The 23,644-nt window shown below is 62.5% G+C and carries 24 protein-coding genes; 11 read left to right on the forward strand and 13 right to left on the reverse strand.

From position 1 onward, the window contains the following. The first annotated feature begins 107 nt into the window (after nucleotides 1–107). Nucleotides 108–2,228, forward strand: coding sequence for a methionine--tRNA ligase (metG, locus tag ACZ5C7_RS11605; protein ID WP_464376466.1), 2,121 nt, complete (start codon nucleotides 108–110; stop codon nucleotides 2,226–2,228). A 62-nt stretch (nucleotides 2,229–2,290) separates the two neighbouring features. Here metG and ACZ5C7_RS11610 read toward each other — a convergent pair whose 3' ends face one another. Beyond that, nucleotides 2,291–4,543, reverse strand: coding sequence for a serine hydrolase domain-containing protein (locus ACZ5C7_RS11610; protein WP_464376467.1), 2,253 nt, complete (start codon nucleotides 4,541–4,543; stop codon nucleotides 2,291–2,293). Between the two features lie 103 nt (nucleotides 4,544–4,646). On the opposite strand from ACZ5C7_RS11610, the gene ACZ5C7_RS11615 reads away from it, so the two are divergent. Further along, on the forward strand, nucleotides 4,647–5,585 hold the full coding sequence (locus ACZ5C7_RS11615; protein ID WP_464376468.1) for a winged helix-turn-helix domain-containing protein: 939 nt from the start codon (nucleotides 4,647–4,649) through the stop codon (nucleotides 5,583–5,585). A gap of 45 nt (nucleotides 5,586–5,630) precedes the next feature. On the opposite strand, the gene ACZ5C7_RS11620 is transcribed toward ACZ5C7_RS11615, so the two are convergent. Next, a complete protein-coding gene (locus ACZ5C7_RS11620) occupies nucleotides 5,631–5,918 on the reverse strand; it encodes a GYD domain-containing protein (protein WP_464376469.1) in 288 nt (95 codons plus the stop codon). A gap of 120 nt (nucleotides 5,919–6,038) precedes the next feature. On the opposite strand from ACZ5C7_RS11620, the gene pyk reads away from it, so the two are divergent. The 5 genes from pyk to ACZ5C7_RS11645 all read left to right on the forward strand — a co-directional run bounded on the left by pyk (nucleotide 6,039) and on the right by ACZ5C7_RS11645 (nucleotide 10,993). Next, nucleotides 6,039–7,799 carry a pyruvate kinase gene (gene pyk / locus ACZ5C7_RS11625; RefSeq protein WP_464376470.1) on the forward strand — a complete coding sequence of 587 codons (1,761 nt, stop codon included), beginning with the start codon at nucleotides 6,039–6,041 and terminating at the stop codon, nucleotides 7,797–7,799. Nucleotides 7,800–7,859: 60 nt separating this feature from the next. Beyond that, nucleotides 7,860–8,393, forward strand: coding sequence for a DUF7312 domain-containing protein (locus ACZ5C7_RS11630; protein WP_464376471.1), 534 nt, complete (start codon nucleotides 7,860–7,862; stop codon nucleotides 8,391–8,393). Between the two features lie 45 nt (nucleotides 8,394–8,438). Beyond that, complete coding sequence (locus ACZ5C7_RS11635) at nucleotides 8,439–9,092, forward strand: NfeD family protein (RefSeq protein WP_464376472.1); 654 nt, start codon at nucleotides 8,439–8,441, stop codon at nucleotides 9,090–9,092. 71 nt (nucleotides 9,093–9,163) lie between these two features. After that, nucleotides 9,164–10,309, forward strand: a complete 1,146-nt coding sequence (locus ACZ5C7_RS11640; RefSeq protein WP_464376473.1) for an SPFH domain-containing protein — start codon at nucleotides 9,164–9,166, stop codon at nucleotides 10,307–10,309. 66 nt (nucleotides 10,310–10,375) lie between these two features. Beyond that, nucleotides 10,376–10,993: a winged helix-turn-helix transcriptional regulator gene (locus tag ACZ5C7_RS11645; RefSeq protein ID WP_464376474.1), complete on the forward strand. Its 618-nt coding sequence runs from the start codon at nucleotides 10,376–10,378 to the stop codon at nucleotides 10,991–10,993. An 82-nt stretch (nucleotides 10,994–11,075) separates the two neighbouring features. Here ACZ5C7_RS11645 and ACZ5C7_RS11650 read toward each other — a convergent pair whose 3' ends face one another. The 3 genes from ACZ5C7_RS11650 to yjjX all read right to left on the reverse strand — a co-directional run bounded on the left by ACZ5C7_RS11650 (nucleotide 11,076) and on the right by yjjX (nucleotide 13,108). Then, entirely contained in the window at nucleotides 11,076–11,762 is a 687-nt protein-coding gene (locus tag ACZ5C7_RS11650) for an HAD family hydrolase (protein WP_464376475.1), read from the reverse strand. A 338-nt stretch (nucleotides 11,763–12,100) separates the two neighbouring features. After that, nucleotides 12,101–12,334: a DUF7123 family protein gene (locus ACZ5C7_RS11655; protein ID WP_459886079.1), complete on the reverse strand. Its 234-nt coding sequence runs from the start codon at nucleotides 12,332–12,334 to the stop codon at nucleotides 12,101–12,103. Between the two features lie 252 nt (nucleotides 12,335–12,586). Beyond that, nucleotides 12,587–13,108, reverse strand: coding sequence for an inosine/xanthosine triphosphatase (yjjX, locus tag ACZ5C7_RS11660; RefSeq protein ID WP_464376476.1), 522 nt, complete (start codon nucleotides 13,106–13,108; stop codon nucleotides 12,587–12,589). 238 nt (nucleotides 13,109–13,346) lie between these two features. Here yjjX and ACZ5C7_RS11665 point away from each other — a divergent pair, with 238 nt between their 5' ends. Further along, nucleotides 13,347–14,327: a transcription initiation factor IIB gene (locus ACZ5C7_RS11665; protein ID WP_464376477.1), complete on the forward strand. Its 981-nt coding sequence runs from the start codon at nucleotides 13,347–13,349 to the stop codon at nucleotides 14,325–14,327. Between the two features lie 153 nt (nucleotides 14,328–14,480). Next, nucleotides 14,481–14,894, forward strand: coding sequence for a zinc ribbon domain-containing protein (locus ACZ5C7_RS11670; protein ID WP_464376478.1), 414 nt, complete (start codon nucleotides 14,481–14,483; stop codon nucleotides 14,892–14,894). Between the two features lie 32 nt (nucleotides 14,895–14,926). Here the strand turns inward: ACZ5C7_RS11670 and ACZ5C7_RS11675 are convergent, their stop codons facing one another. Beyond that, a complete protein-coding gene (locus ACZ5C7_RS11675; protein WP_464376479.1) occupies nucleotides 14,927–16,105 on the reverse strand; it encodes a 3-dehydroquinate synthase II in 1,179 nt (392 codons plus the stop codon). A 146-nt stretch (nucleotides 16,106–16,251) separates the two neighbouring features. On the opposite strand from ACZ5C7_RS11675, the gene ACZ5C7_RS11680 reads away from it, so the two are divergent. Further along, nucleotides 16,252–16,926 carry an HAD family hydrolase gene (locus ACZ5C7_RS11680; protein WP_464376480.1) on the forward strand — a complete coding sequence of 225 codons (675 nt, stop codon included), beginning with the start codon at nucleotides 16,252–16,254 and terminating at the stop codon, nucleotides 16,924–16,926. A 527-nt stretch (nucleotides 16,927–17,453) separates the two neighbouring features. Here the strand turns inward: ACZ5C7_RS11680 and ACZ5C7_RS11685 are convergent. The 6 genes from ACZ5C7_RS11685 to trpC form a co-directional block, all read right to left on the reverse strand. Beyond that, nucleotides 17,454–18,128, reverse strand: a complete 675-nt coding sequence (locus tag ACZ5C7_RS11685) for a hypothetical protein (protein ID WP_464376481.1) — start codon at nucleotides 18,126–18,128, stop codon at nucleotides 17,454–17,456. Between the two features lie 80 nt (nucleotides 18,129–18,208). Then, on the reverse strand, nucleotides 18,209–18,769 hold the full coding sequence (locus ACZ5C7_RS11690; protein WP_464376482.1) for a SprT-like domain-containing protein: 561 nt from the start codon (nucleotides 18,767–18,769) through the stop codon (nucleotides 18,209–18,211). Between the two features lie 118 nt (nucleotides 18,770–18,887). After that, a complete protein-coding gene (locus ACZ5C7_RS11695) occupies nucleotides 18,888–19,682 on the reverse strand; it encodes a 2-amino-3,7-dideoxy-D-threo-hept-6-ulosonate synthase (protein ID WP_464376483.1) in 795 nt (264 codons plus the stop codon). Nucleotides 19,683–19,706: 24 nt separating this feature from the next. Beyond that, on the reverse strand, nucleotides 19,707–20,573 hold the full coding sequence (gene trpA, locus ACZ5C7_RS11700) for a tryptophan synthase subunit alpha (RefSeq protein ID WP_464376484.1): 867 nt from the start codon (nucleotides 20,571–20,573) through the stop codon (nucleotides 19,707–19,709). Further along, a complete protein-coding gene (trpB, locus tag ACZ5C7_RS11705) occupies nucleotides 20,573–21,871 on the reverse strand; it encodes a tryptophan synthase subunit beta (RefSeq protein ID WP_464376485.1) in 1,299 nt (432 codons plus the stop codon). Before trpB ends, trpA begins: the two co-directional genes overlap by 1 nt. Then, a complete protein-coding gene (trpC, locus tag ACZ5C7_RS11710; protein WP_464376486.1) occupies nucleotides 21,868–22,683 on the reverse strand; it encodes an indole-3-glycerol phosphate synthase in 816 nt (271 codons plus the stop codon). The genes trpB and trpC overlap by 4 nt, the downstream gene beginning before the upstream one ends. Before the next feature lie 93 nt (nucleotides 22,684–22,776). Between trpC and ACZ5C7_RS11715 the strand changes: the two genes are divergently transcribed. Beyond that, nucleotides 22,777–23,247 carry an MGMT family protein gene (locus tag ACZ5C7_RS11715; protein ID WP_464376487.1) on the forward strand — a complete coding sequence of 157 codons (471 nt, stop codon included), beginning with the start codon at nucleotides 22,777–22,779 and terminating at the stop codon, nucleotides 23,245–23,247. Between the two features lie 39 nt (nucleotides 23,248–23,286). On the opposite strand, the gene ACZ5C7_RS11720 is transcribed toward ACZ5C7_RS11715, so the two are convergent. Beyond that, nucleotides 23,287–23,634, reverse strand: a complete 348-nt coding sequence (locus ACZ5C7_RS11720) for a hypothetical protein (protein ID WP_464376488.1) — start codon at nucleotides 23,632–23,634, stop codon at nucleotides 23,287–23,289. Nucleotides 23,635–23,644 lie beyond the last annotated feature (10 nt).

Raw genomic sequence — 23,644 nt, forward strand, 5'->3', positions numbered from 1 at the left:
CTCGATCCGAACGGAAACACGCGTCGGTCGGTTGGAACCGGAAACGATTGCCACGCCCGCGAACGAAAACCGGCGGGTTTTACGCCTTCGGTCGACTCAGCACACGTATGAGCCACGACGAGTTTCCGACAGATCAGCCAGCGGTGGTGACGTGTGGGTTGCCCTACGCCAACGGCGACCTGCACGTCGGCCACCTGCGAACGTACGTTGGCGGCGATTCCTTCGCGCGCACCCTCGAGACCCTCGGCCAGGAGACGGCCTACGTCTCCGGGTCGGACATGCACGGAACGCCGGTCGCCGTCAACGCCGAGCAACAGGGCGTCGACCCCGAAGACTTCGCCCTCGAGTGGCACGAGCAGTACGCGGAGACGTTTCCGAAGTTCAACGTCGAGTTCGACAACTACGGACACACCCACGACGAGACGAATACGGAACTGACCCAGGAGATCGTTCGGACGCTCGAGGACGAGGGCTACATCTACGAAAAGGAGATTCAGGTGGCCTACGATCCCGTCGCCGACGATCATCTCCCCGACCGTTACGTCGAGGGAATCTGTCCCTACTGCGGCGAGAAAGCCCGCGGGGACGAGTGCGACGAGGGCTGTCAGCGCCACCTCGAGCCGGGCGAGGTCGAAGACCCGAAGAGTACGATCACTGGCAACCCGGCCGAGTACCGCGAACGGACTCACAAGTTCTTCCGCGTCTCGGAGTTCGAGGAGTACCTCACCGAGTTCCTCGACGACCTCGAGGGAACGTCGAACGCGCAGAATCAGCCCCGTCAGTGGATCGAAGAGGGTCTGCAGGACTGGTGTCTCACTCGGGACATGGATTGGGGGATCGATTATCCTGGTGAAGAGGAAGAAGACATCGTCCTCTACGTCTGGGTCGACGCGCCCGTCGAGTACGTCTCGAGCACCAAGCAGTACTCCGAGCGAGTCGGGAGCGACGAGTACGACTGGGAGCAGGTCTGGAAAGACGAGGGCGAAATCGTCCACGTCATCGGCCGGGACATCATCCAGCACCACACGATCTTCTGGCCGGCGATGCTCGAGGGGGCGAACTACAACGCGCCGCGAGCCGTCGCCGCGACCGGCTTCATCACGATCAACGGCAAGGGGCTCTCGACGAGTCGAAACCGCGCCATCTGGGCGAAGGAGTACCTCGAGGAAGGGTTCCACCCCGATCTGCTACGGTACTACCTGATGACGACCGGCGGGCTCCAGCAGGACGTCGACTTCTCCTGGGACGCCTTCCAGGAGAAGGTAAACGGCGAACTCGTCGGCACGGTCGGCAACTTCTGGTACCGCAGCTTGCTCTTTGCCTACAGAAACTACGACGGAACGCCGGACGTGGGCGTCTCTCCGGACGTCGAGGATCGCATCGAGGGAGCCATCGGCGAGGTCCGCGAGGCCGTCAACGACTACTCGATCCGCGGGATCGGGCAGGCCGCCACGCGACTCGCGCAGTTCGGCAACGAGTACATCCAGCGCCATGAGCCCTGGAAGCTCACCGACGAAGAGCCCGAAAAGGCGGCGCAGGTCATCCGCGACTGCGTCCAGATCGCGAAAGCCGTCGGCGTCCTCATCGCCCCGATTACGCCCGACAAGGCCCAGGAACTCTGGGAACAACTCGGCGAGGATGGCGCCGTCGAAGACGCGCGAATCGAGGCCGCACTCGAGGCACCGCCGCGTCGCTTCGCGGAACCCGGCGAACTCTTCGAGAAGATCGAAGACGAGCGCGTCGACGAGTTGAACGAGAAACTCGCAGATCGCGTCGCCGCCGCTGGAGACGACGAAGATGACGAAGACGGCGAGGAAGCCACATCCGAAGACGAAACGGCAGGCGACGCCGACGACGACAGCGACACCGACGACAACGACCCCGCGGGCAACCTCGAGCCCCTGCTCGAGGATCGAATCGGGTTCGGCGAGTTCCAGGATCTGGACATCCGCGTCGGGCGAATCGAAGTCGCCGAAGGGATCGACGGTGCGGACGACCTCGCGCGACTCGAGGTCGATATCGGCTTCGAAACCAGACAGGTCGTTGCGGGCATCAAGCAGTTGCACGACCTCGAGGAACTGCCCGGCGAGAAGATCATCCTGTTGGCGAACATGGAGCCGGCGGAGCTGTTCGGCGTCGAATCCAACGGCATGATCCTCGCGGCGGGCGAGGAGGCGGACCTGCTGACGACCCACGGTGACGCTGAACTCGGCGAGAAGATTCAGTAGCGGGTCGAGAGCGGTCGTCGATCGGTTGTGAGTTTTTCGAAGCGACCTCCCAAACGAAACTGCTAGACGGGAAGACGAACGAAATTCCAGTAGTACAACAGCCAGCAGAAGCCGGCCGCGGCACAGACGACGAGCGTGTAGTGGATTCGCGAGCGTCGGCTCCAGTACCCGTCTCGCCAAGCGATAATCGCGTAACACGCGGAAATCGCCGTTCCGACGACGCCGAGAAGCGGGAACACGAACAACGCGGTGAACGCCAGCGGCGGATCGCTCAGTAGCGTGTACGGGTACAAAAGCAACAGGCCGACGGTTCCGAGAACGAACCCGAACAGACACGCGATCGTCGCGCCGGCCGTCCAGCGACCCCACCGACGCGGATCCGTCAGAGTCTCCTTCTCGAGGGTCCGTTCGCTACTGCTCGAGGACCCCGTAGTTCCCGTCGGAGTCGTTTTCGCGCCGGGCGGTCCGGTCGCGTCCGGTTGTCCGGCGGATTCGGGTTCGGGATCTGGACTCGGTGTGGAACGCGGTTCGTCGTCGCTCGAAACGTGGTGCTCGCTCGAGGCTGACGCTTCTGTCGAAACGCGTTGTTCCGGTGGGCTTTTATCGTCCTCGCCGTCGCCGCGAAGCCAGCGCCAGCCTCGAGCGAGCGGCCAGCCGACGGCTCCGGTGAGCATCCCGAGCGTCGTCGCGCCCGCGACGCCGGCGTGTACCGCGGTCGATTCGTACCACGATCGCCGCTCAAACGCGTGGAAACCGAGGAAGAGGTGTCGAATGTCGTCACCGTCCTCCCCGAAGGCCAGGAGTTCGTCGCCGTCTTCTTCCTGAAAAAGAAGCGGTTCGCGTTCGATCCACCGCGTCTCGCCGCCGATGTCGGTCACGAGCGCCCCGTCGTCGGCGACGGACACGTCGATCGATCCGGCCTGTACGACCGACCAGAACTTCGCGGACTCCGACTCCGCGACGTTGACGCCGCGATAGCTCCCCTCGAGTTCGTCGGCGCGTTCTGGGCGACCGTCGGGCTCGAGAGCCGCGGCACCCGATGACTCCTCGAGCGGGAGGTACTCCTCGAGAAACGCGTCGACGAAGTCGGCGCTCGCGCCGGCGGCGCTGTCGGTGTTGTACGCGAGAAAGAGCCCCAGATCGTGTTCGGGAGCGAGCAGGAGTCGGCTGTGGAACGAGCCCGGTATCTGGCCGTCGTGTTCTAAGAGGCGGCTCTGGCCGGTAGAGGAATCGTCCTCGTCACCGGAATCGCCGGCGGTGCCTCGAGAACGCTCGAAAAGCCCGAACGCGATACCGTCGAGTTCCTCGTGGTGAGTGAACCACCGCTCGTGCATCGTTTCGACCGTCTCTTCCCCGAGAATCCGTTCGTCGTCGACGACCCCGTCGCCGAGGTGTGCACGCACAAACGCTCCCATCTCCGTCGCGGTCGCGGCCATCGATCCGGCGGGCGCGAGCTCTAGGGACAGCTCCCGCGTTTCCTGGGGCGTTCCGCCGAGCGTGGTGTACCCCGTCGCGACGCTGGTATCGGATTCCTCGGGCACGGGCTGTTCGAACGTCGACGTATCCATCCCCGCCGGTTCGAAGATATTCTCCTCGACGTACTCTTCGAAGGGAGTTTCGGTTACGTCCGCGACGACCTGGGCCGCCAGTGCGGTCCCGTAGTTGGAGTAGGACGCGACCGTTCCGGGTGGCCGAACCAGTTCGGGTTGTTCCTCGCTGAGAACCGTCGGAAGCGACCGCGCGTCGTCGGCGTTTCGGACCCACGTCCCCCCGAATCGCTGTTCGAATCCGGCCGTATGGGTGGCGAGGTGCGCCATCGTGATCGGCTCCCACTCCGTCTCGGGGATGGACATCGACTCGAGGTAGGTCGTGATAGCCTCGTCCGGATCGATTCGGTCGGCTTCGATCAGTTGCATCACTGCAGTCCAGACGATGGGTTTCGACACGGACCCGACCAGAAACCGCGTTTCTGCCGCGTCGACGGCCGGACCGTCGACCGACGCGTCTCCGTACCCCTCTGCGAGCACGATTTCGTCGTCGTGAACGACGGCGACGGACGCTCCGACGACGTCGTGTTCCTCGAGGCTCGTTCGCATGGTTTCGTCGACGAAGGACTCGAGACCGTCGAGATCCTGCATCTCGAGCGAACGACCGCGATCGGGTTGCGGTTCGGTCGGGTCCGGTTCTTCCGGTCGAGCCGATGAGCTCGTCTCGGATTCGGCGCGGCCGTTTCGCGGAACACAACCTGCGATCGATGCTGCTCCGAGAAGGGCGGATCCTGCGAGAACCCGCCGACGGGAACGTGGATTCGACATTGAACGAGTCGATTCGTTGTGATCCCGATGACATATGTGTTTGGAGCAATCATTTTCTCCCGAACGACTTCGGTCCGCGTTCGCTTCACCCGATCTAGAAACAATGTCCAGACAGCACCGAAAGCGGGACGAACGCCCCGTCGACCCGTTCAAGCCGCTCGGAAACGAAACCCGCCTCGAGATCATTCGGACGCTCTACGATCATCGCCAAACGGTCTCCGTTACCGGCGACCAGCTTCCGTATTCGACGCTTCGAGAGCGAGTCGGCGTCGAAGACAAGGGAAACTTCAACTACCATCTCAGACAGCTTCGCGAGCAGTTCATCGAGGAAGGCCCGAACGGATATCGGCTGACCTTCGCCGGCTTCGAAATCGCGAAGGTGATCGATATGGATGCCTGGCGGTCTCACGAGGAACGCGGGCCGGTTTCGCTCGCCAACGGTGACGAAGGCGACGGTTCTGAGGAGGCGGGTACGGTCGGTGTCGTCAGTGGCGAGACCGACAGCAATCACGACACGTCGCTGACGGCGGTGTACGAGGACAGCGTCGTCAAAATTCGGCGGGGAGAGACGACATTGTTCGCACACGCCGTTCGACCCGCCGGCGCAGCAGGTCGTGAGATGTCCCCCCTTCTCGAAGTCGCCTCGACGTTGTGGCGTCACACGATCGAACAAATACTCGAGGGGATCTGCCCGTACTGTCACACCACGGTCGAACGGTCGCTTACGATCGGATCGGACGGGCCGTGGGAGTACTCGTTCGCGGCGAACTGCCCCGAATGCGGTTCGCTGGGTGGGTCACACGTCGGTACTGCACTTCTCAATCACCCCGCGGTCGTCTCGTTCTACTGGGACCACGGCATCGACGTTCGCGACCGCCGGTTCTGGGAGTTCTCGTTCGTCGGCGACGAGGCCGTTACCGTCCTCGACGAGGACCCACTCGAGTTGCGAATCGATCTCGAACTCGAGGGCGATCACCTCGCCGTCATCGTCGACGACGAGGTGTGCGTCGTCGACACCGATCGATCGGATTCGCTGGCATAAGGGAGGTACTCGCGAGTTATTGTACTGATCAGCGGACGATTTCGCTCAGACCTCGTCGACGAGCTCCGCGAAATCGTCCGTGTCGATGATTTCCATCGTCTTTGCCTCGAGGCCGTGTCTCCGAAGCGTCAGCGCGGACTTGAACGCGCTCTCGCGGTCGGGTGCCTCGAAGATGACCAGGAAGTCGTGACTCCCGAGCATCGCGTAGGAGTCGACGAGCTCGGCCTCGTGCTCGGTGAACTCGCCCTTGATTTCGCCCCAGATCGAGGCCAGTTCCTGGACGTTCTGTACGTCTCGGTCGGCGACGTCGACGAACGCGGTGTAACTGGGCATCATCGGGGCTACTTGACTACCGGAGAAAACGCTTTGGCCGAAACGCGTGTTCGAAAAAGATACACTCGAGTTCGAGTAAGTCACCACAACTTTTTTGCGGTGCTCGCGCTACCTCCGGGCATGAGAAACGCAAAGATCGTCTGTACGCTCGGTCCGGCGACGAACGACCGGGCGACGATCGCCACGCTCGCGGATGCGGGAATGTCTGTGGCTCGGCTCAACGCCAGTCACGGCACGCCCGAAGATCGATCCGATCTGATCGATCGCGTCCGAGCAGTCGACCAGGAGAACGACCGGCCAGTAAGCGTCATGCTCGACATGAAGGGGCCGGAGATACGGACCGCGCCGCTACCGGAGGACGAAACCGTGACGCTCGAGGCCGGATCGGAAATCCGGTTCGTCGAAGGCGACACCACAACCAACGACGAAATCGGGCTCTCGCTTACGATCGATGCCGCCGAAGCCGGCGACCGGATCCTCCTCGACGACGGGCTGATCGAGACGACCGTCCTCGAGCGCGACGCCGATGGCATACGAGCACGGGTCGAGACCGGCGGCGAACTCGGCGGCCGCAAGGGCGTGAACGTGCCCGGGGTCGATCTCGGACTCGATATGGTCACCGGCAGCGATCGGGGCGATCTCGAACTCGCCGCGGAGAAGGAAGTCGACTTCGTCGCTGCGAGTTTCGTCCGCGACGCCGAGGATGTTTACGAAGTCAACGAGGTACTCGAGAACCAGGGCGTCGACATCCCCATCATCTCGAAGATCGAGCGTGTGGGGGCCGTCGAGAACCTAGAAGAGATCATCGAGGCCTCCTACGGCGTGATGGTCGCGCGCGGCGACCTGGGCGTCGAGTGTCCGATGGAGGACGTTCCGATGATTCAAAAACGGATCATCAGGAAGTGTCGCGCCGCCGGCTGTCCGGTCATCACGGCGACGGAGATGCTCGACTCGATGGTCCATGCGCGCCGTCCGACTCGGGCCGAGGCCTCCGATGTGGCGAACGCCGTCCTCGACGGCACCGATGCAGTCATGCTGTCGGCCGAAACCGCCGTCGGCGACTATCCTGTCGAGGTGGTCGACACGATGAGTAGCATCATCAGGGAAGTCGAATCCTCCGAGGAGTACGCGGAGGTCCTCGAGCAACGCGTTCCGACGGCCGGGGACGCTCGAACCGACGCATTGGCTCGATCGGCACGATTCCTCGCGCGCGACATCGGTGCCGATGCCATCGTTGCCGCGACCGAGTCCGGATACACGGCGCTCAAGACGGCGAAGTACCGTCCCGGCGTCCCAGTCGTCGCGTCGACGCCGAGCCACAAAGTTCGCCGAAAACTCGCGCTCTCGTGGGGCGTCACCCCATTGTACGCCAGCGTTTCGGATCAGGGAGCCGACGCTGTGGTCGAACGCGCGGTGCAGGCGGCCCTCGACGCGGGCGTTGCCGACAGCGGCGATACCGTGGTCGTCCTCTGTGGCATGATGACCGAACTCGAGGGAGCCAACACGACGAACATGCTGAAGGTCCACGTCGCCGCCGACGCGCTCGCGACGGGGCGGGTCGTCGTTGACGGGCGCGTCTCCGGCCCACTCACGCCGCTTTCGGATGGCGACCTCTCGAGGGTCCCCGACGGAGCGATTCTCGCGATCGATACCGAGTTCGACGACGAGTTCTCCGGCGATCTCGAGAAGATCGGCGGGATCGTCGACGCGAGTCCGGGGATGACCGGTTACCCCTCGCTCGTCGCTCGAGAGATGGATATTCCGATGGTCAGCAATGCGGACCTGACCGAGATCGAGGACGGAACGACGGTCACGATCGACGCCGAGCGCGGGGTCGTGTTCCAGGGGGCGGTCAGAGGTCGGACCGATCGGCCGAACTGAGACGCTTCGACCCGACATCGAGGACCGCGGATTTTTGTCGGCGGAGGTTCTAACACGGGTATGACTGAGGACCCGTCCGGATCCGAGTCGGACGACGAACCCGCCGGCGGGAACGGTGACGAGGAAGGCGGCGTCTCGTCTCGAGACGAGACGAACCCAGAACGAGAGCCGTTCGACGAGACGTTCATCGTCAAAGAGGCCGAAGAAACCGATTCGCAAGCGGAAACCGAAGACGAGTCGGCGACGGTCGGAAACTCGTGGCTCGATGAGTCACCAATCGACGAGGCGGATTCAACTGGCGAGAGGATATCCGACGAAAGACGGAACGATCGAACCCCCGGCTCGGGCGACGAGCACTCCGACGAGGACTGGGGACGGATTCCGATCGACCTTGCACGCGAAGACGACGGAGCGGCGGAGTCTCCGGGCGCCGACGCTGAATCTGTGGATGAAGACGATTCACATCGGCCGGAACCGAGTTCGACGCCGGTCGTCCCCGGTGATCCAAGCCTCGAGGGCGCAGTGTTCGTCCTGCTCGGTGCGATCGCGATGATTCTGGTGATGTTTCGACTCGCTTCGGTGATGCTCGTCTAAGTAGGGCAGTAAACATTTAATCGGGGCGAGACCTTAGCAACACGCATGGTGGAATCCCTCCTCACTAATATCCCGCTGTTGTTGTTCGCGGCGGGCCTCGTTATGATGGTTCTCGAGGCCCTCTCGCCAGGTGCACATCTCATTGTCATCGGTGTCGCACTGGCTGGTGCCGGACTTATCGGGCTGTTGGTCCCGGGTGGACTCGATACGATCATCCTCGCGGGACTCACGTTGGCTATCGGCGCGGTTGCCGCCTACGCCTACCGGGAGTTCGACTTCTACGGCGGCAAAGGGACGGCTCAGACGAGCGATTCCTCCTCACTTGCAGGGGCGACGGGGTACGCTACCGAGGACATTACGGCCCGCGGCGGCGAGGTCAAACTCGACAGCGGCGGATTCGCACCGTTTTACAGCGCTCGAACGACGACCGGCACCATCGAAGAAGGCGAAGAGATCATGGTGCTCGATCCCGGCGGCGGAAACGTGTTGACGGTCGAAGCCGTCGGCGCGATCGAGGCGGACGAAATCGACCGCGCGCTCGCTCGCAACGAGGCAGCCGAAGAAGCGGATGACGAGACGGCGGACGGCACAGCTGCTGATAGCGAATCGAACGATCTCGAGGAGGACGATTTCGACGGGATCGACCGTAACGACGGAACGGACACCGACGATTCGATGACGGAAACGGAGTCGAACTGAGGTCGACAGGTCACCGGATATGTTGTTCTGACAAGGGAACGCTTTTTATCTCACCGACGTAAGGTCATTCTATGCTTCCGGAACTTATTCCGCTGCAAGGAGCAGCCAGTGTCGGGTTGCTAATCGGCGCCCTCGTACTCGTTGTGGTACTCGCCGCACTCCTCAGTGCCGTCGAAATCGTCGACGCGTACGAAAAACGCGCGCTGACGGTCTTCGGCGAATACCGCAAACTTCTCGAGCCCGGTATCAACATCATTCCGCCGTTCGTCTCCCGGACGTACCGCTTCGATATGCGGACCCAGACCCTCGACGTGCCGCGCCAGGAAGCGATCACGCGCGACAACTCGCCCGTGACCGCAGACGCCGTCGTCTACATCAAAGTGATGGACGCGAAGAAGGCGTTCCTCGAGGTCGACGACTACAAGAAAGCGACCTCCAACCTCGCCCAGACGACCCTTCGGGCCGTGCTGGGTGACATGGAACTCGACGACACGCTCAACAAACGCCAGGAGATCAACGCGAAGATCCGAACCGAACTCGACGAACCCACCGACGAGTGGGGGATCCGCGTCGAGAGCGTCGAAGTCCGTGAAGTCAACCCGTCCAAAGACGTCCAGCGCGCGATGGAACAACAGACCTCCGCGGAGCGCAAACGCCGTGCCATGATTCTCGAGGCACAAGGTGAACGCCGCAGTGAGGTCGAGAAGGCAGAAGGTGACAAACAGAGCCAGATCATCCGTGCACAAGGTGAAAAGCAGAGCCAGATCCTCGAGGCCCAGGGTGACTCGATTTCGACCGTCCTCCGCGCTCGCTCGGCAGAATCGATGGGCGAACGCGCCGTCATCGACAAGGGAATGGACGCCCTGGCCGAGATGGGCCAGAGCGAGTCCACGACGTTCGTTCTACCACAGGAACTTACGTCGATGGTCGGCCGCTACGGTAAACATCTCTCCGGCAGCGACGTTGAAGGCGACGGCGCCGAACTCGAGAGCCTCGAGTTCGACGAGGAGACCCGCGAACTGATCGGCCTCGACGACATCGCCGAAATCATCGGCGAAATCGACGAGGAAGCCGAGATGGACCTAGAGGAGATGGAAAAACAGGCTCAGGCGATCAAGGAAGGCAAAGACGCCGGGACGATCACTGATCCGGACGACGTTATCGAAGATATGGATCAGTCGTTCGAGGGCGACGCACAGACTGAAACGGACACCTAGGATTCACTGAACGACGCGGAGCGAAACTCGTTTTACGATTCGTCGCGTTTCGGTTGATAGATAGCTATGACATCACCCGATGGGGTCGACGAAGAAAAGCGATCGACCCTGCGCCGGTTTGCCGCAGTCGGTGCCGCGTCCCCACTCGCCGGGTTTTCGGCATCGGCCGCCGCGGACACCGGCGAAAGTGATGCTCGTGATGCGATCGCCGGCTACCTCTCTACGACGCCCGGAGCGCACTTCTCGAAGATTCGTGATGACCTCCAGCTCGGCACGGGAGAGACTCAGCACCACCTCAGACGCCTCGAGGAACTCGAGGCTGTCGAGCAGTACAGCGACGGCGATTACAAGCGGTTCGTGCTCACGGGTCGGTTCGACGAGTTCGAAAAGAACGCCCTCGGCTATCTGCGCCGCGGGACTCCACGCGGAATGTTGATCGAGTTGCTTCGAGATCCGGACGCGACCGCCGGCGATCTCGCCGACGCCTTGGATGTTTCTCCGCCGACCGTGAGCAAGTACGCGGGGAAACTCGAGGAGGCCGGGCTCTTGTCTCGAGAGGACGGTTACACCGTTGAACGCCCGACGACCGTCCTCCTGTTGCTCGTGCGCCACGCCGACTCCTTCGGCGAACGGGCGACGGCGCTCGCCCGCGAGTCCGACGGATTGGTTACCTACGACGGGTGAGCGTCGTCGGTGAACGGTCGTAGATCGATCAACGGTTGCCGCCGACAGCCGTTGTCACCGGCACTCGACCTCGAAATCCCTCTTATTCTCTCCGTGAGTCGATCTGCTGTGTATTGCTGGTCTCGAGTACGTCAAGGAGTTCGGTAAGCGATTCGAGTTCGTACGCAGGTTCGGCCGGAAGCTTGCTCGAGCGATTGTGCGGTCGCCGAACGAACGCGGTCTCGAGACCCGCATTGTGTCCGGCGGTAATGTCGACGCCGGAGTCCCCAACGTAGAGTCCGCCGTCGACGTCGAGTTCCCCGAGGGTTTCCTCGAGATAGGCGGGATTCGGTTTTCGTCGCCGGTAGCCGTCCATCGATGGATCACGACCGCGGACGGCCTCGAACCCGAACTCGAAGTGGTCCTCGACGAACTCGGCCGTTTTGTGGCGGTTGTTCGTTACGAGGGCGACCGTCGTCCGGTCGGCGAGGTCGTACAGCGCCTCGATATCGTCGTAGACGTCGCGTTTGCCGGACCGAACTCGCTCGTGGGTCAGTGCAGACGCGCGGTAGTCTCTCAGCTCCCAGAACTCGTCTGGATCGATTCCGTGCGCGTCTGCACGGTCCGCTATGACATCGGTATCGAACTTGCGAAATACCTCGCATCGTTCGGCGGTCGGGTCGACACCGAGTTCGGTTAGCGCGTGTTCCGTCGCATCGGCGTAGACCTGCGGATCGGTTCGCGGTCCCTCGAGGATGACGCCGTCCATGTCGAAGAGGATCGCTTCCATCGCTCGGCTAGTCGTTGTACCGGATCAAGTGTCATTCGAAGCCGGAAACTGTTTTTCGGAACCGGAAACACACTATTTCGGTCGGTAATACTCACATACATTGAAAGAAACGGACGATCTTGGGGGCCGGATCGATTGGAATCGAAAGGAGCTGGGTTGATCGGCGTAGATAAGACGAAAACGAAAGCCGAGGCCGAACGATGACGATATCGAGCGGTCGAACGACGGCAGAAACGACGAATCGCCCTAGATCGGTGAGAAAACCGCCGGTCGTCTCCGATTGATTTCAGCTCCGTCGCTACGAATCCCGTCAAAACGACCCGCCGTCGAAATATCGCTTAGACGTTGACTTTCCAGGTCGTACTCGAGGAGTAGCCCCACTTCTCGATATCGACGTCGTACTCGCTGTTCTGGAGGGCTGTAATGTTCGAGCCGACCTCTTTGGCAGTCATTCCGAGTTCCTTACCGATCAGCCGCGATTTGAAGTAGGTCTTCGTTGCGGCGTTTTCCCGAAGATACTGCAGGATCTGTCGTTGTTTGCTCGTGAGGTCGGAACCCATTGCAGTGCTCATACGCGTGGAAATGCCAGCTTCGGCCTTAGGGGGTTTGGTACGTCCGGTTAATGAGACGCTGTCCGGCGATTTCCGGGGCCGGTAATGGATGAATAATCTGATGGAAAGGGCTCGTTGGTACGGCCGGTTAATACATTCCACCGACCGACTCTCAGAAAATCGTGAAGGGGGAGCGGATCACGTGACGGCCGTTGGCCGTCTGCCACCGATTTGAACTGCACGGTCCGGCGTAGCTCGTCCCGCACCGTCCGCTCAACTACTCTCGTAGTGGGACGTAACGAACGGACCGAACGCGCACGCGACGGCTTCGGCGAGCGCCTGAGTTCGGGATGTCAGCCCGCCCGTCAGCGCGCCGGCCGCCCCTTCGGCTTGGGCGATATTCTCCGTTCCGAGCCGCTCGTCCATTACGGGCCCGAGTTCGGCCCCCTCCTCGAGGCGGTCGCCGACAGAGTCGGGTAATCGAAGTGACGGCCCGCTGGCGACTTCGGTCCGTTCGCCGTCGGTAACGCTCGCCCACATAATGAGTCGAACGCCAGGGGCTTGCTCGAGGCGTGCAAAACCCCCCTCAAGCCCGACGCCGTAGTCCGCGTCGGCCGCCTCGAGCGCCCGCCGAGCCCGATTCTTCGCGCCGGTTACCGTCTCGTCGATAGACGACGGCTGTTCGCTGACGCCGGAATCGACGGATACGGTGGTGACCGAGCCGTCGAACTCCGCGACGATCTGTTCGACGGCGCAGCGCTTGACCGGATTCGTACTTCCAACGGCGACGTTCATACTGAACACGGGACACCTGAGGGTAGTGTAGTTTGCTTTTTCGGCGCGTTCGTTTCCTGCCGAATTCGAAGCTGATTTGAATGTTTTGATAATTCATGCCACTTCCGACGAATTACCTGTTTTCGAGCGTTGTGAGGGGAGGATTCCGAAACCCTTATCCCTCGAGTCTAAGAACGAGAAAGGTAACGAATCCGTCCGGCTTTTCCGTGTCGTTTCGCCGGGCAGTATCCGCCATCGTATGACCAACGCAACATCAAACACCAGAGTACGTCGTAGCGATCAAGAAACAACCGAGGAGACCGAAGAGAGCGAACAGAGCGACCTCGACTGTCCCGAGTGTACGGGCAATCTCGTCGTCGACGACGAACACGGGGAGACGGTCTGTGAAGACTGTGGCCTCGTCGTCGAGGAGGATTCGGTCGATCGCGGTCCGGAGTGGCGCGCCTTCGACGCCGCCGAGAAGAACAAGAAGTCCCGCGTCGGTGCACCGACGACCAACACGATGCACGACAAGGGGCTCTCGACGAACATCGACTGGCGTAACAAAGACGCCTACGGGAACTCCCTTGGCTCCCGACAGCGCGAGAAGATGCAGCGCCTGCGCAAGTGGAACGAACGGTTCCGAACGCGCGACTCGAAGGAGCGAAACCTGAAGCAGGCACTCGGCGAAATCGACCGGATGGCCTCCGCCCTCGGTCTGCCGACGAACGTCCGCGAAACGGCGTCGGTTATCTACCGTCGCGCGCTGAACGAGGACCTCCTCCCCGGCCGTTCCATCGAGGGCGTTTCGACGGCGTGTGTCTACGCCGCCGCGCGTCAGGCGGGAGTCCCCCGAAGCCTCGACGAAATCGCCGACGTCAGCCGCGTCGAGAAAAACGAGATCGCACGCACCTACCGCTACGTCGTCCGCGAACTCGGTCTCGAGGTCCAACCTGCCGATCCGGAGAGCTACGTTCCCCGGTTTGCGTCGGGACTCGACCTCTCGGACGAAGCCGAACACCGCGCGCGAAGCCTGCTCCAGAACGCCAAGGAAAAGGGCGTTCACTCGGGCAAGTCCCCGGTCGGCCTCGCGGCCGCCGCCGTCTACGCTGCCGCACTGCTCACGAACGAGAAGACGACCCAGGCGGCCGTCAGCGACGTTGCGGACATCTCCGAAGTAACGATCCGAAACCGGTACCACGAACTGCTCGAGGCCGAAGAAACTCTCGGCGCCGCGTAAACTCCGAGTAGGTCCCGTTTGTATCCGTTATTTCACTGTCAGTGGCAACAGCGACGATAGTGTTCGATTTTGAGCACTCATTCGGCTAGAACTGTCCCGCTGGGACGAAACCGGAACGTTAAGTGGGCGTCACCCCGAGAACAAGCCACAGTCATGACCTGGATCCGTGCGATATCCGCTGCGATCCTGTCGGTTATTCTGCCTGGTGCAGGACACGCTATGCTTCGCGATTGGGCGCGGGCGCTCCTGTTCGGCGGCTTGTTCGCGCTTGGAATTTACTTCTTCGTCCCGACGGGGGATATGATGGCCGCCGAGTCGATGACGGAGATGGTAGAAACGATGAACGCGGAAACGAGCACGGTAAACCAGTTCTTCCTGATGTTTATCGTCCTCTTCGCCGCGATCGACTCGACGTTTCGCGCGCTCGGGTTTCCGCCGAACGGCTCGCAGGATACCGACGGACCGACCTGCCCGAGCTGTGGGAAAGAACTCGACGACGACCTTTCGTTCTGTCACTGGTGTACGACACGGCTCGAGGCGCCCGAAGAAGACACTGAAACGATCTAAACCAGCACTAACGGTCAAAAACGTGTCGCTCGCTACTTCTCGATAATACTCTCTTCGACGGCTTCGCCGAAGTGCCGCGCCGTATCTTCGGTGTACAACAGCAGTTCGTCGCCGGTCTCGAGGTCCGTCACGGCGGTTCGCCCGTCCGCGGTCGGGACCTTGATCGTTTCGGCGTTCTGAAGGAGCGTTTCGACGTGGTCGCCGTCGTCGGTCTCGAGGGCGACCCGGAACATCGGCCGTTTCTCGATTTTGACGCGACCGACGATGGCTTCGCGCGTGTTTCCATCCAGATCGACGAGTTGGACCTCGTCGCCGCTCTGGAGTTCCGAGAGGTACTTGGTTCCGCCGTCGGGCGTCCGAACGTAGGCGTGGACCGCGCCGGCGTTGACCCTGAACGGCCGGGAGGCGACGTACGGCGATTTGGCGGTCTCGGCGTGGACGAACACCAGGCCGCGACTCATCGAGCCGACGAGCATCCCCTCGTCGTGCTCGAGCAGGCTTCCGGTATCGACGCAGACTCGGTCCGCGCTCCCGATCTGCTCGATGTCCACCACTTCGGCGTACTGCAGGTCGAGGTTCTCGCGTTCGGCTTCGTCGCGAACCTCGACGGTGCGGCGGATCTCGTCGGGGTCGTCCGAATCGAGCAGGACGGCGTCCGCTCCGATTTCGAGGGTCTCGAACGCAGTTTTGGCCTCGTCGGCGTTCGTGACGCCCGCGACGAGGGTCGTCTCCTCGCCGATCCTGGCGATCAGGTTCTCGAGGGGGATGATCGTCCAGTCTTCGCCGGCGACGATGGTGTACTCGGCTTCCGCCGCGGCGGCTTCCGCGAACGCCTCGTACTCTTTTCCGAGGATCCGGACGTACGAGGCCCAATCGACGTTGCCGTCCCGCCGAAGCGTCGAGAGATCCGCCGAGCCCGAAAAGTCGTTGGGGAGGTCGACGGTGCCGTCGCCTTCGCCTTCTTTTCCGACGACGACGGTATCCGGCTGTGCGGTCGTCTCCTCGTTTTCGGCGTTGTCGATGAGCGTCACGTCGCCGTCGGTGCGATACGCCGCGACGTTGATGTCGCCGAGTTCTCGCACGCGTTCGATGTCTTCTTCGTCGACCAGTACCCAGTCTGCGCCGGCCTCGAGTGCGGTCGTGATCCGCGCTCTGCGCTCGTCCCAGTCACCGACAGAATCGTCGGCTTTTATCCAGACAGCTCTCGTCATAACTCGACCCTCGAAGGGGAGTGGCTTGAACGTGGCGGATTCGTCAGTCGTCGCCGGAGTTCGTTCGGGTCTTCGTGTTTTCCCTCCCCGACTGTCGCTCGCTCTCGGCGAAAGGTTCAGGGTGCTAACGCCACTATATCGGACAGATGTCGTACGACGCGATCTGTTTCGATCTCGACAGCACCCTCTGCGAGCCGATCGAAGATCGAGAAGCCCTCCTCGAGACGACCTTCGACCGAGCCGGCATCGAGCAGTTTTGTAACACCGCCCAGCTTCGATACGCCTCGCGTGACCTCCCGACGGCCGACACCGATCGGCAGTTTTTCGAGCACCTCTTTTCCGAAGCCGCCGATCGGGCCGGTGTCGACCCGTCCGTTGCACCGGACCTCGCGACCGCCTACCTCGAGACGATCGATCCGGCGCAGGTCCGATTTCGATCCGGCGCGGAGGCCGCACTCGATCTCGCAGCCGAGCACGGCCCGGTCGGGCTGATCACCAACGGGGGCGAGAAAACGCAGTCGAAAAAGCTCGAGGCGCTCGGACTCACCGACGCCTTCGACGCGATGGTGTTCGTCGATCCAAAAAACGGTGTGCCGCCGAAGCCGGACTCGACGCCGTTCGAACTGGCACTTTCTGCCCTCGAGGTCGATCCGAGCGAGACGATCCACATCGGGGACAACCTCCACGCGGATGTCGCCGGGGCGAACGCGATGGGGATGGACTCGGCGTGGATCAACCTCGGCCACGGCACCGAACTCGAGCACGAACCGACCTACGAGTTACACAGCCTCGAGGAGTTCGAGTCGGTCGTTCGGGCCTGATTCTGGTTCCGTTTCTTCCGAAGTATTTCATCGGAACGCGTGTCCCTCCTGTCCTTTTAGGTGCTAGTTGAACGATGTGAATGCTCTTGCAGTATATATGACTGTAGTCACTTCTCGTTCCTGTGAGATAAGAGTTCGATGAAAGCCCTCAGCCTGCTCGCGTGGACGCCAGGCTCAGCTATCGCCTGCCTTTCCCCGGGTCGCACAGCCCGCGCCGTGGCGCGGGCACGAGCTCCCGGCCACCGCGGCGGCGGGTGGGACTGAAAGGGGCTGGTCCGGTCGGGGAGTCTGGGGGCCGCTAGCACCGCAGGTGAGCGAAGCGAACCGAGGAGCGCACGCCGCCAGGCGACTCGAGCGGGCCAGGGGCTTTCGAGGTGTTCACCGCAGCCACGTTGATCACCCATTCATCAATTCCGAAGCATATACTCCAAATTAACATTTCTTGAAACCAGACGACACCTGCACAGTCTGTACTTACCGATCAAGTTAGTAAATTCGCAATACAACCGCCGTATTCATACCAGCTGCTACAGCAGATCTGGTAGGTATCTGTCGTTCACGACGACGCGGTTTTCGCTGCGATCGGTCGATCGTTTGATCTGCGTAAGCACTCCTGCGGCGGTTGAGATGGTTTCCGGAAGCTCGAACGGATCGTGTTCCTGCTCGTCGCGCTTCCGACAGACCTGCAAGAACGCCGCGAACGCCGACTCGGTCTCGAGGGGCAGGTAGACGATTTCAACAGTCGAATCGGGTTCTTGGTCCGTCTCGGCTTCTTCGTCGTCTTGACTGTCAGCACCAGCTCCGTCGTCACCCAGTGGCTCGTCAGGCTCCCCGTCGTCCAGTGACTCGTCACCCTCCTCGCCGTACACGATCTCCCGCCAGCTCTCGAGGACGGGTTCGACAGTTCGTCGCGGCGCTTCCATCCGGTCGGCCCACGTCTCCGCGTCGAGCGAGTCGTCATCGAGGACGGCGTCAAGCGACTCCTCGAGCGATCCCTCGCCGTCCTCGACGTATGGCGTCTCCCGCTCGAGACGGACCAGTTCCGCGAAGGCCTCGAGTTCGACTCGCCGAATCGGGACGGCGTAGGCGATGTCGTGGCTCTCCGCCGAAACGGTGTAGGTCACGTCGTATCGATGGCTCGAAAATTTCGCCCGACCGTCGCCGTCGCCAACCTGCCCGAACATCGTCTCGAGTACTCCCATACTCGAAAGAGGTGAACGAGGAAATAAAGTCTTGTGAGAATCGTTTCGGCGGAATACTCCCGACGTATCGCTCGAGTCGACTACCACTCTTCCTCGAGTGCGGCCTTCGTCCCGCCGTAGCCACTCGCACACAGCCAGGTCCGGCCGCTCTCAGTGTGTTCGACCTCGTAGTCGCTCCCGCACTCGCCACAGCGATAGCTCCCCGGCGTTTTCACGGGTCTCGATGCGCGATGTCGGTGGGCTCGCCAGTCACAGCTCTCGGAAAGACAGCGGATCACGTATCGAGGCTCGGAGAACGTCTCGCAGTGTCGAGGCGCGTCGAGTTCGGCGGCCCGCTTTCGAAACCGCTGGCCGTGACCGGACTCGCCGAACTGCTGGAACTCCCAGGCGTGGACGAGTTCGTGTCGAACGACGGCCGCGAACGTCTCCCAGTCGTAGGTTTCGTACGCCTGACGCGTGAGAACGATAGTCGCGACCTCGCGGTCGCGATCCCACCGACAGGCACCCGCTCGGCGACGCGCTCGCGTCGAGACCTCCCACTCGACGGCCTCGAGGTCGACGGCGATATCGACGTCTCTGGCGTGGATTCGCGCTCGCGCGAGCAGCTCGTCGTCGATCGTCAACGCCTCCCCGTCGGTCACGAGCGGGGCAAACGAACGGAATTACCGTAGTGATTTCGGTCCCGGCACCGCTCACGCGGGTCGCGCGTCGCTGACGATACGCCGCGAGTCAGTGACCGAAAACGCACAACGCGGTCGTTCAGATTTCGAGCGCGAGTCCTGCCGTTTCGAGGGCTTCATCCACCGAAAGGTCGTCGTGAACGACGCCCGCGACGGCCGCCGCGATCCCTTCTGGATCCTCGTGTTGGAAAATAGATCGCCCCATCGAGATGCCCGAGCCGCCGGCGTCCATCGCACCGCGAACCATTCCGATCGTCTCGCGGTTCGTTCCTTTCGACCCGCCGGCGATGACGACCGGGAGCCGGGTGGACTCACAGACGTGTTCGAAGCTGTCGGCGTCGCCGCTGTAGCCGGTTTTGACGATATCCGCACCGACCTCCTCGGCGAGGCGCACCGCGTGGCCGAGCGCTTCGGGATCCGCGCTGTCGACGTCCGGTCCGCGAGCGTAGGCCATCGCGAGGACGGGAATTCCGTAGCGGGCGGCCTCGGAGGTCACGTCCGAGAGCTGGGTGATCTGATCGGGTTCGTGGTTCGAGCCGACGTTAATATGGAAAGAGACGGCGTCGGCGCCGACGCGGATCGCGTCCTCGACGGTGCCGGTGAGTCGTTTGTCGTTCGAATCCGGCCCGATCGAGGTCGAGGCGTTGAGGTGGACGATGTAGCCCCGTTCGTTTTTGTTCTCGTGAACGCGGGGGGCGATTCCCTTCTGGGTCAAGACGGCGTCCGCGCCGCCGCGAGTCACCGCGTCGATGGTCGATTCGATGTCTTTCAGGCCCGTTACCGGGCCCAGTGTGATGCCGTGGTCCATCGGAACGATGACGTAGTTGCCATCCGTTCCGATTCTGTCGAGTCGCGCGTCAGTTCCGGTAGTCATTGTGATCGTGTAGCAATCTTCGAGTTATGGGTGTTCTGGTTCTGGCAGTCTTTCCGTGCCCTCGAGGGCTCCGCCCTTGAGTTCTCGAGCCTTGGCCTCGAGTCTATCCGCGGTTTCCTCGACGGGAACGTCTTCCTCGTGGCCCTCGGCGACGATATCGACGAGCGCGCTGCCGACGATGATGCCGTCAGCTCCCGCTGCGCTGATCCGCTCGGCGTGACCGCCGTTCTTGATCCCGAATCCGACCGCCTTGGGAATCTCCCAGTCGGCGAGGCGTTCGAGGCTCTCTTCGGTCTGGTCGGAGACGTCGTCGCGCGCGCCGGTCGCGCCGAGCCGGGCCTGCACGTAGACGTAGCCCGACACGCGGTCCATCATCTCCTCGAGTCGGTCGCCGCGGGTCGTCGGCGCGACGATGAAGATCAGGTCGAGCCCGAACTCGTCGCAGGCCTCCCGGAGCGGCCCGGCTTCCTCGGCGGGCAGGTCGGGAACCACGAATCCCTCGAGGCCAACCTCTGTGGCGCGCTCGACGAACGACTGCGGGCCGTCGGAGGGACCGTATTGGTAAATTAGATTGTAGTAGGTCATACAGACCAGCGGGACATCGACCTCGAGAGCTTCGACGAACTCGAAGAACCGCTCGGGAGTCATGCCGGACTCGAGCGCTCGCGCCACCGCTTTCTGGATGGTCGGCCCTTCCGCCATCGGTTCGGAAAACGGCAGGCCGAGTTCGATTAGGTCGGCACCGCCCCGAGCCAGCGCCTCGACGTACTCGAGGGACTCCTCGTAGCTCGGATCGCCGACGGCGAGGTAGGGGACGAACGCCGATTCGTCCTCGAACGCCGCGGCGACGGCGTCGGATTCCTCGTCGCTCGTCTTAGCGTCCTCGACCATTAGAGTCCACCTCCGGTCTCGAAGACGGACATATCGGGGGCGCTCTCGAGGCCCCGCTTTTCGGTCTCCTCGATCACCGTCTCGAGGTCCTTATCGCCCCGTCCGGAGACGTTGACGATAACGGTCTCGCCTATGTCTTCGCCCGCTTCGGACGCTTCGTGAAGGTAGCCAAAGGCGTGGGAGGTCTCGAGGGCGGGGATGATCCCCTCGTCGGTCGACACGCGGTGGAACGCCTCGAGCGCGGCCGTATCGTCGACGTTGACGGGCGTTACTCGTCCTTCGTCGACGAGGTGTGCGAGTTCGGGGCCGACGCCGGAGTAGTCGAGCCCGGCGCTCACGCTGTGGGACTCCATGATCTGTCCGTGCGAGTCCTGCAGAAGCGTCGTTCGTGCGCCGTGGAGCACCCCTTCGTCGCCGGTCGACAGCGTCGCGGAGTTCGGTGCGACGCCAGCTTCCTCGTCGACCTCGAGCGAGGAGCCGCCGGCTTCGACGGCGTAGAGGGAAACGTCCTCGTCGGGAACGAAGTGATGGAACGCGCCCATCGTGTTCGATCCGCCGCCGGCACAGGAGATGACCGCGTCTGGAAGGCCGTCGAGTTGCGATTTCGCTTGTTCGCGGGCTTCCTCCGAAATAACGGCCTGGAAGTCGCGAACCATCGCCGGGAACGGGTGGGGGCCGACGACGCTTCCGATCACATAGTGGGTCCGTTCGACGGTCCGGGACCACTCGCGCATCGTCTCCGAAATCGCTTCTTTGAGCGTGCCGCGACCGATATCGACGGGGTTGACTTCCGCGCCGTTGATCCGCATCCGGAAGACGTTCGGCCGCTGTCGGTTCACGTCGGTTCGACCCATGTAGATCTCGCAGGGCATGTCCAGATGGGCCGCGGCCATCGCCGTCGCGGTGCCGTGTTGGCCCGCGCCCGTTTCCGCGATGATCCGCTCTTTGCCCATGTACTTCGCGAGCAGGACCTGCCCGAGGGCGTTGTTGAGCTTGTGTGCCCCGCCGTGGACGAGATCCTCGCGTTTGAGGTAGACCTCGCGGTCGTAGCGCTCGCTCAGCCGATCGGCCCGCCCCAGCGGCGTCGGCCGTCCGCCGAAGTTCCGAATCCGGCGCTCGAACTCGTCCATGAAACCGTCCTCGTTCTCGAGGACGTACCGTTCGTAGGCGTCCTCGAGTTCCTCGAGAGCGGGCATCAACGCCTCGGGGACGTACTGCCCGCCGTAGCGACCGAACTCGCCGTCGGACGCCGCTCGGCCGGTCTGTTCGTCGTCTCGTTTGCGTTCGCTTTCACTCATGCTCGTGTCAACCTCCGGGTGTTCTCCGCAACATCGACCTCGTCCACGTTCTCGTGATCCATGATCGCGCTGCCGATCAGCAACGCGTCGGCCCCGGCATCGCGCATTCGTCGCACGTCCTCGGGGCTCGAGACGCCGCTTTCGGCGATCAGCGTCACGTTCTCGGGTACTTCGGGTGCAACCGCCTCAAAGGTATCGAGATCGACCTCGAGTTTCGTCAGGTCGCGATTGTTGACGCCGATAATCGACGCGTCGGCCTCGAGCGCGGCCTCGAGTTCCGCGGCATCGTGGACCTCGACTAACGGCTGAAAACCTCGCTCGCGGGCCGCCGCGACCAGTTTCGGCAGGTCGTCGACGAAGCGCGCGATCAGGAGGATGAGGTCGGCTTCGACGACGTCCATCTGTGCTTCTCGAAGCACGAAATCCTTCCGAAGGACGGGAACGTCGACGGCCTCGCGGACGCGGGTCAGTGACTCGGGCGAGCCCTCGAAGTGTTCGGGCTCGGTCAACACCGAAATCGCGCTTGCGCCGCCTTCGACCATCGCTTCGGCCAGTTCGACGGGATCCTCGTCTCGGGTTCCGTCGCTCGTCGGACTCGTCGGTTTGACCTCTGCGATCACCGGTACGCGGTCCTCGCGCTCCGCTCGCTCGAGCGCGTCGGGGAGCGACCGCGCGTCGACGGAGAGCCGATCGTCTTCGGACGGCGACCCGTCCAACGACCGCTTCCCGTCGTCGGTTTCGTCCCGTCCCCGCTCCCGGGCGGCCTCGAGAATCGATTGGACCGCGGGGGCGACGTCGGTTTCGGAGTTCATTATTGTACATCGACGTACTCATATGTACATAAGACTTGCGCCATCCGGCGGCCACTGGCGAATCTTCAAGTCCACGCCACTCCGAGGGACGGTATGGAGGACGTTACCGACGCTGGTATCTACGCGCGTGAGTCACAGTTTCTCGAGCGGTTCGTTCAAATCGGCGTCGCGAGCGGGCGCGTGTTGCGCGTCTCGTTCCCGGATACTCCCGACGACGACGCCGAGACGGAGCATCCGATTCTCGACGAGATCGAGGATTATCTCAGCGGGCTCGAGGAACCCGACTTTTCGGACGTGACCGTCGCGCTCACCGTTCCGACGGACCAACGCGAGGTGTTAGAACAGGTCGAGACGATTCCCTACGGCGACGGAACCGACGTGGCGGGGCTGGCGCGAATGACGCCCGGACTCGATCCCGACGAACAGGAGGACATCACCCTCGTTCGGACCGCACTCGCGGAAAACCCGGCCCCGATTCTTATCCCGGATCACCGCGTGCGAGACGGACCCAGCGCGGCACCGCCGTCGGTCGAGCAGAAGCTGCGATCGCTTGAAGGACTGTAAACTCGAGAATCGACCAGTATGAACTTCCCGGCCGCTCGTTCAGGGCGAGCTCCACGCGAGGTAGATGTAGATCCCGATTCCGAGAAAGACCAGGATCGACGCGAGCAGATTGAAGACCTGCTCGCCGGTCGCCAGCCAGAGAAACTGTGCGAGCCCCCCGCCGATGAGCGCCCCGGAAGCGCCCGCAATCGTCGCTGTCGGATTCGCAGATTGAGTATACAGTAACGATCCGATAGTGATGGCAATGAGGCCGAACACCACCTGTGCGGCGAGAATCGCCAACGGAACGCCGAGTGCCTGTCCGAGAATCAACAGCGCAAAGTAGAGTCCGACGCCGATCACGATCGCTCGATACACCGACTGCGACGACTCCTCGAGTCTCACCATAGCTCACTCG

The sequence above is a fragment of the Halostagnicola alkaliphila genome (assembly GCF_055379965.1).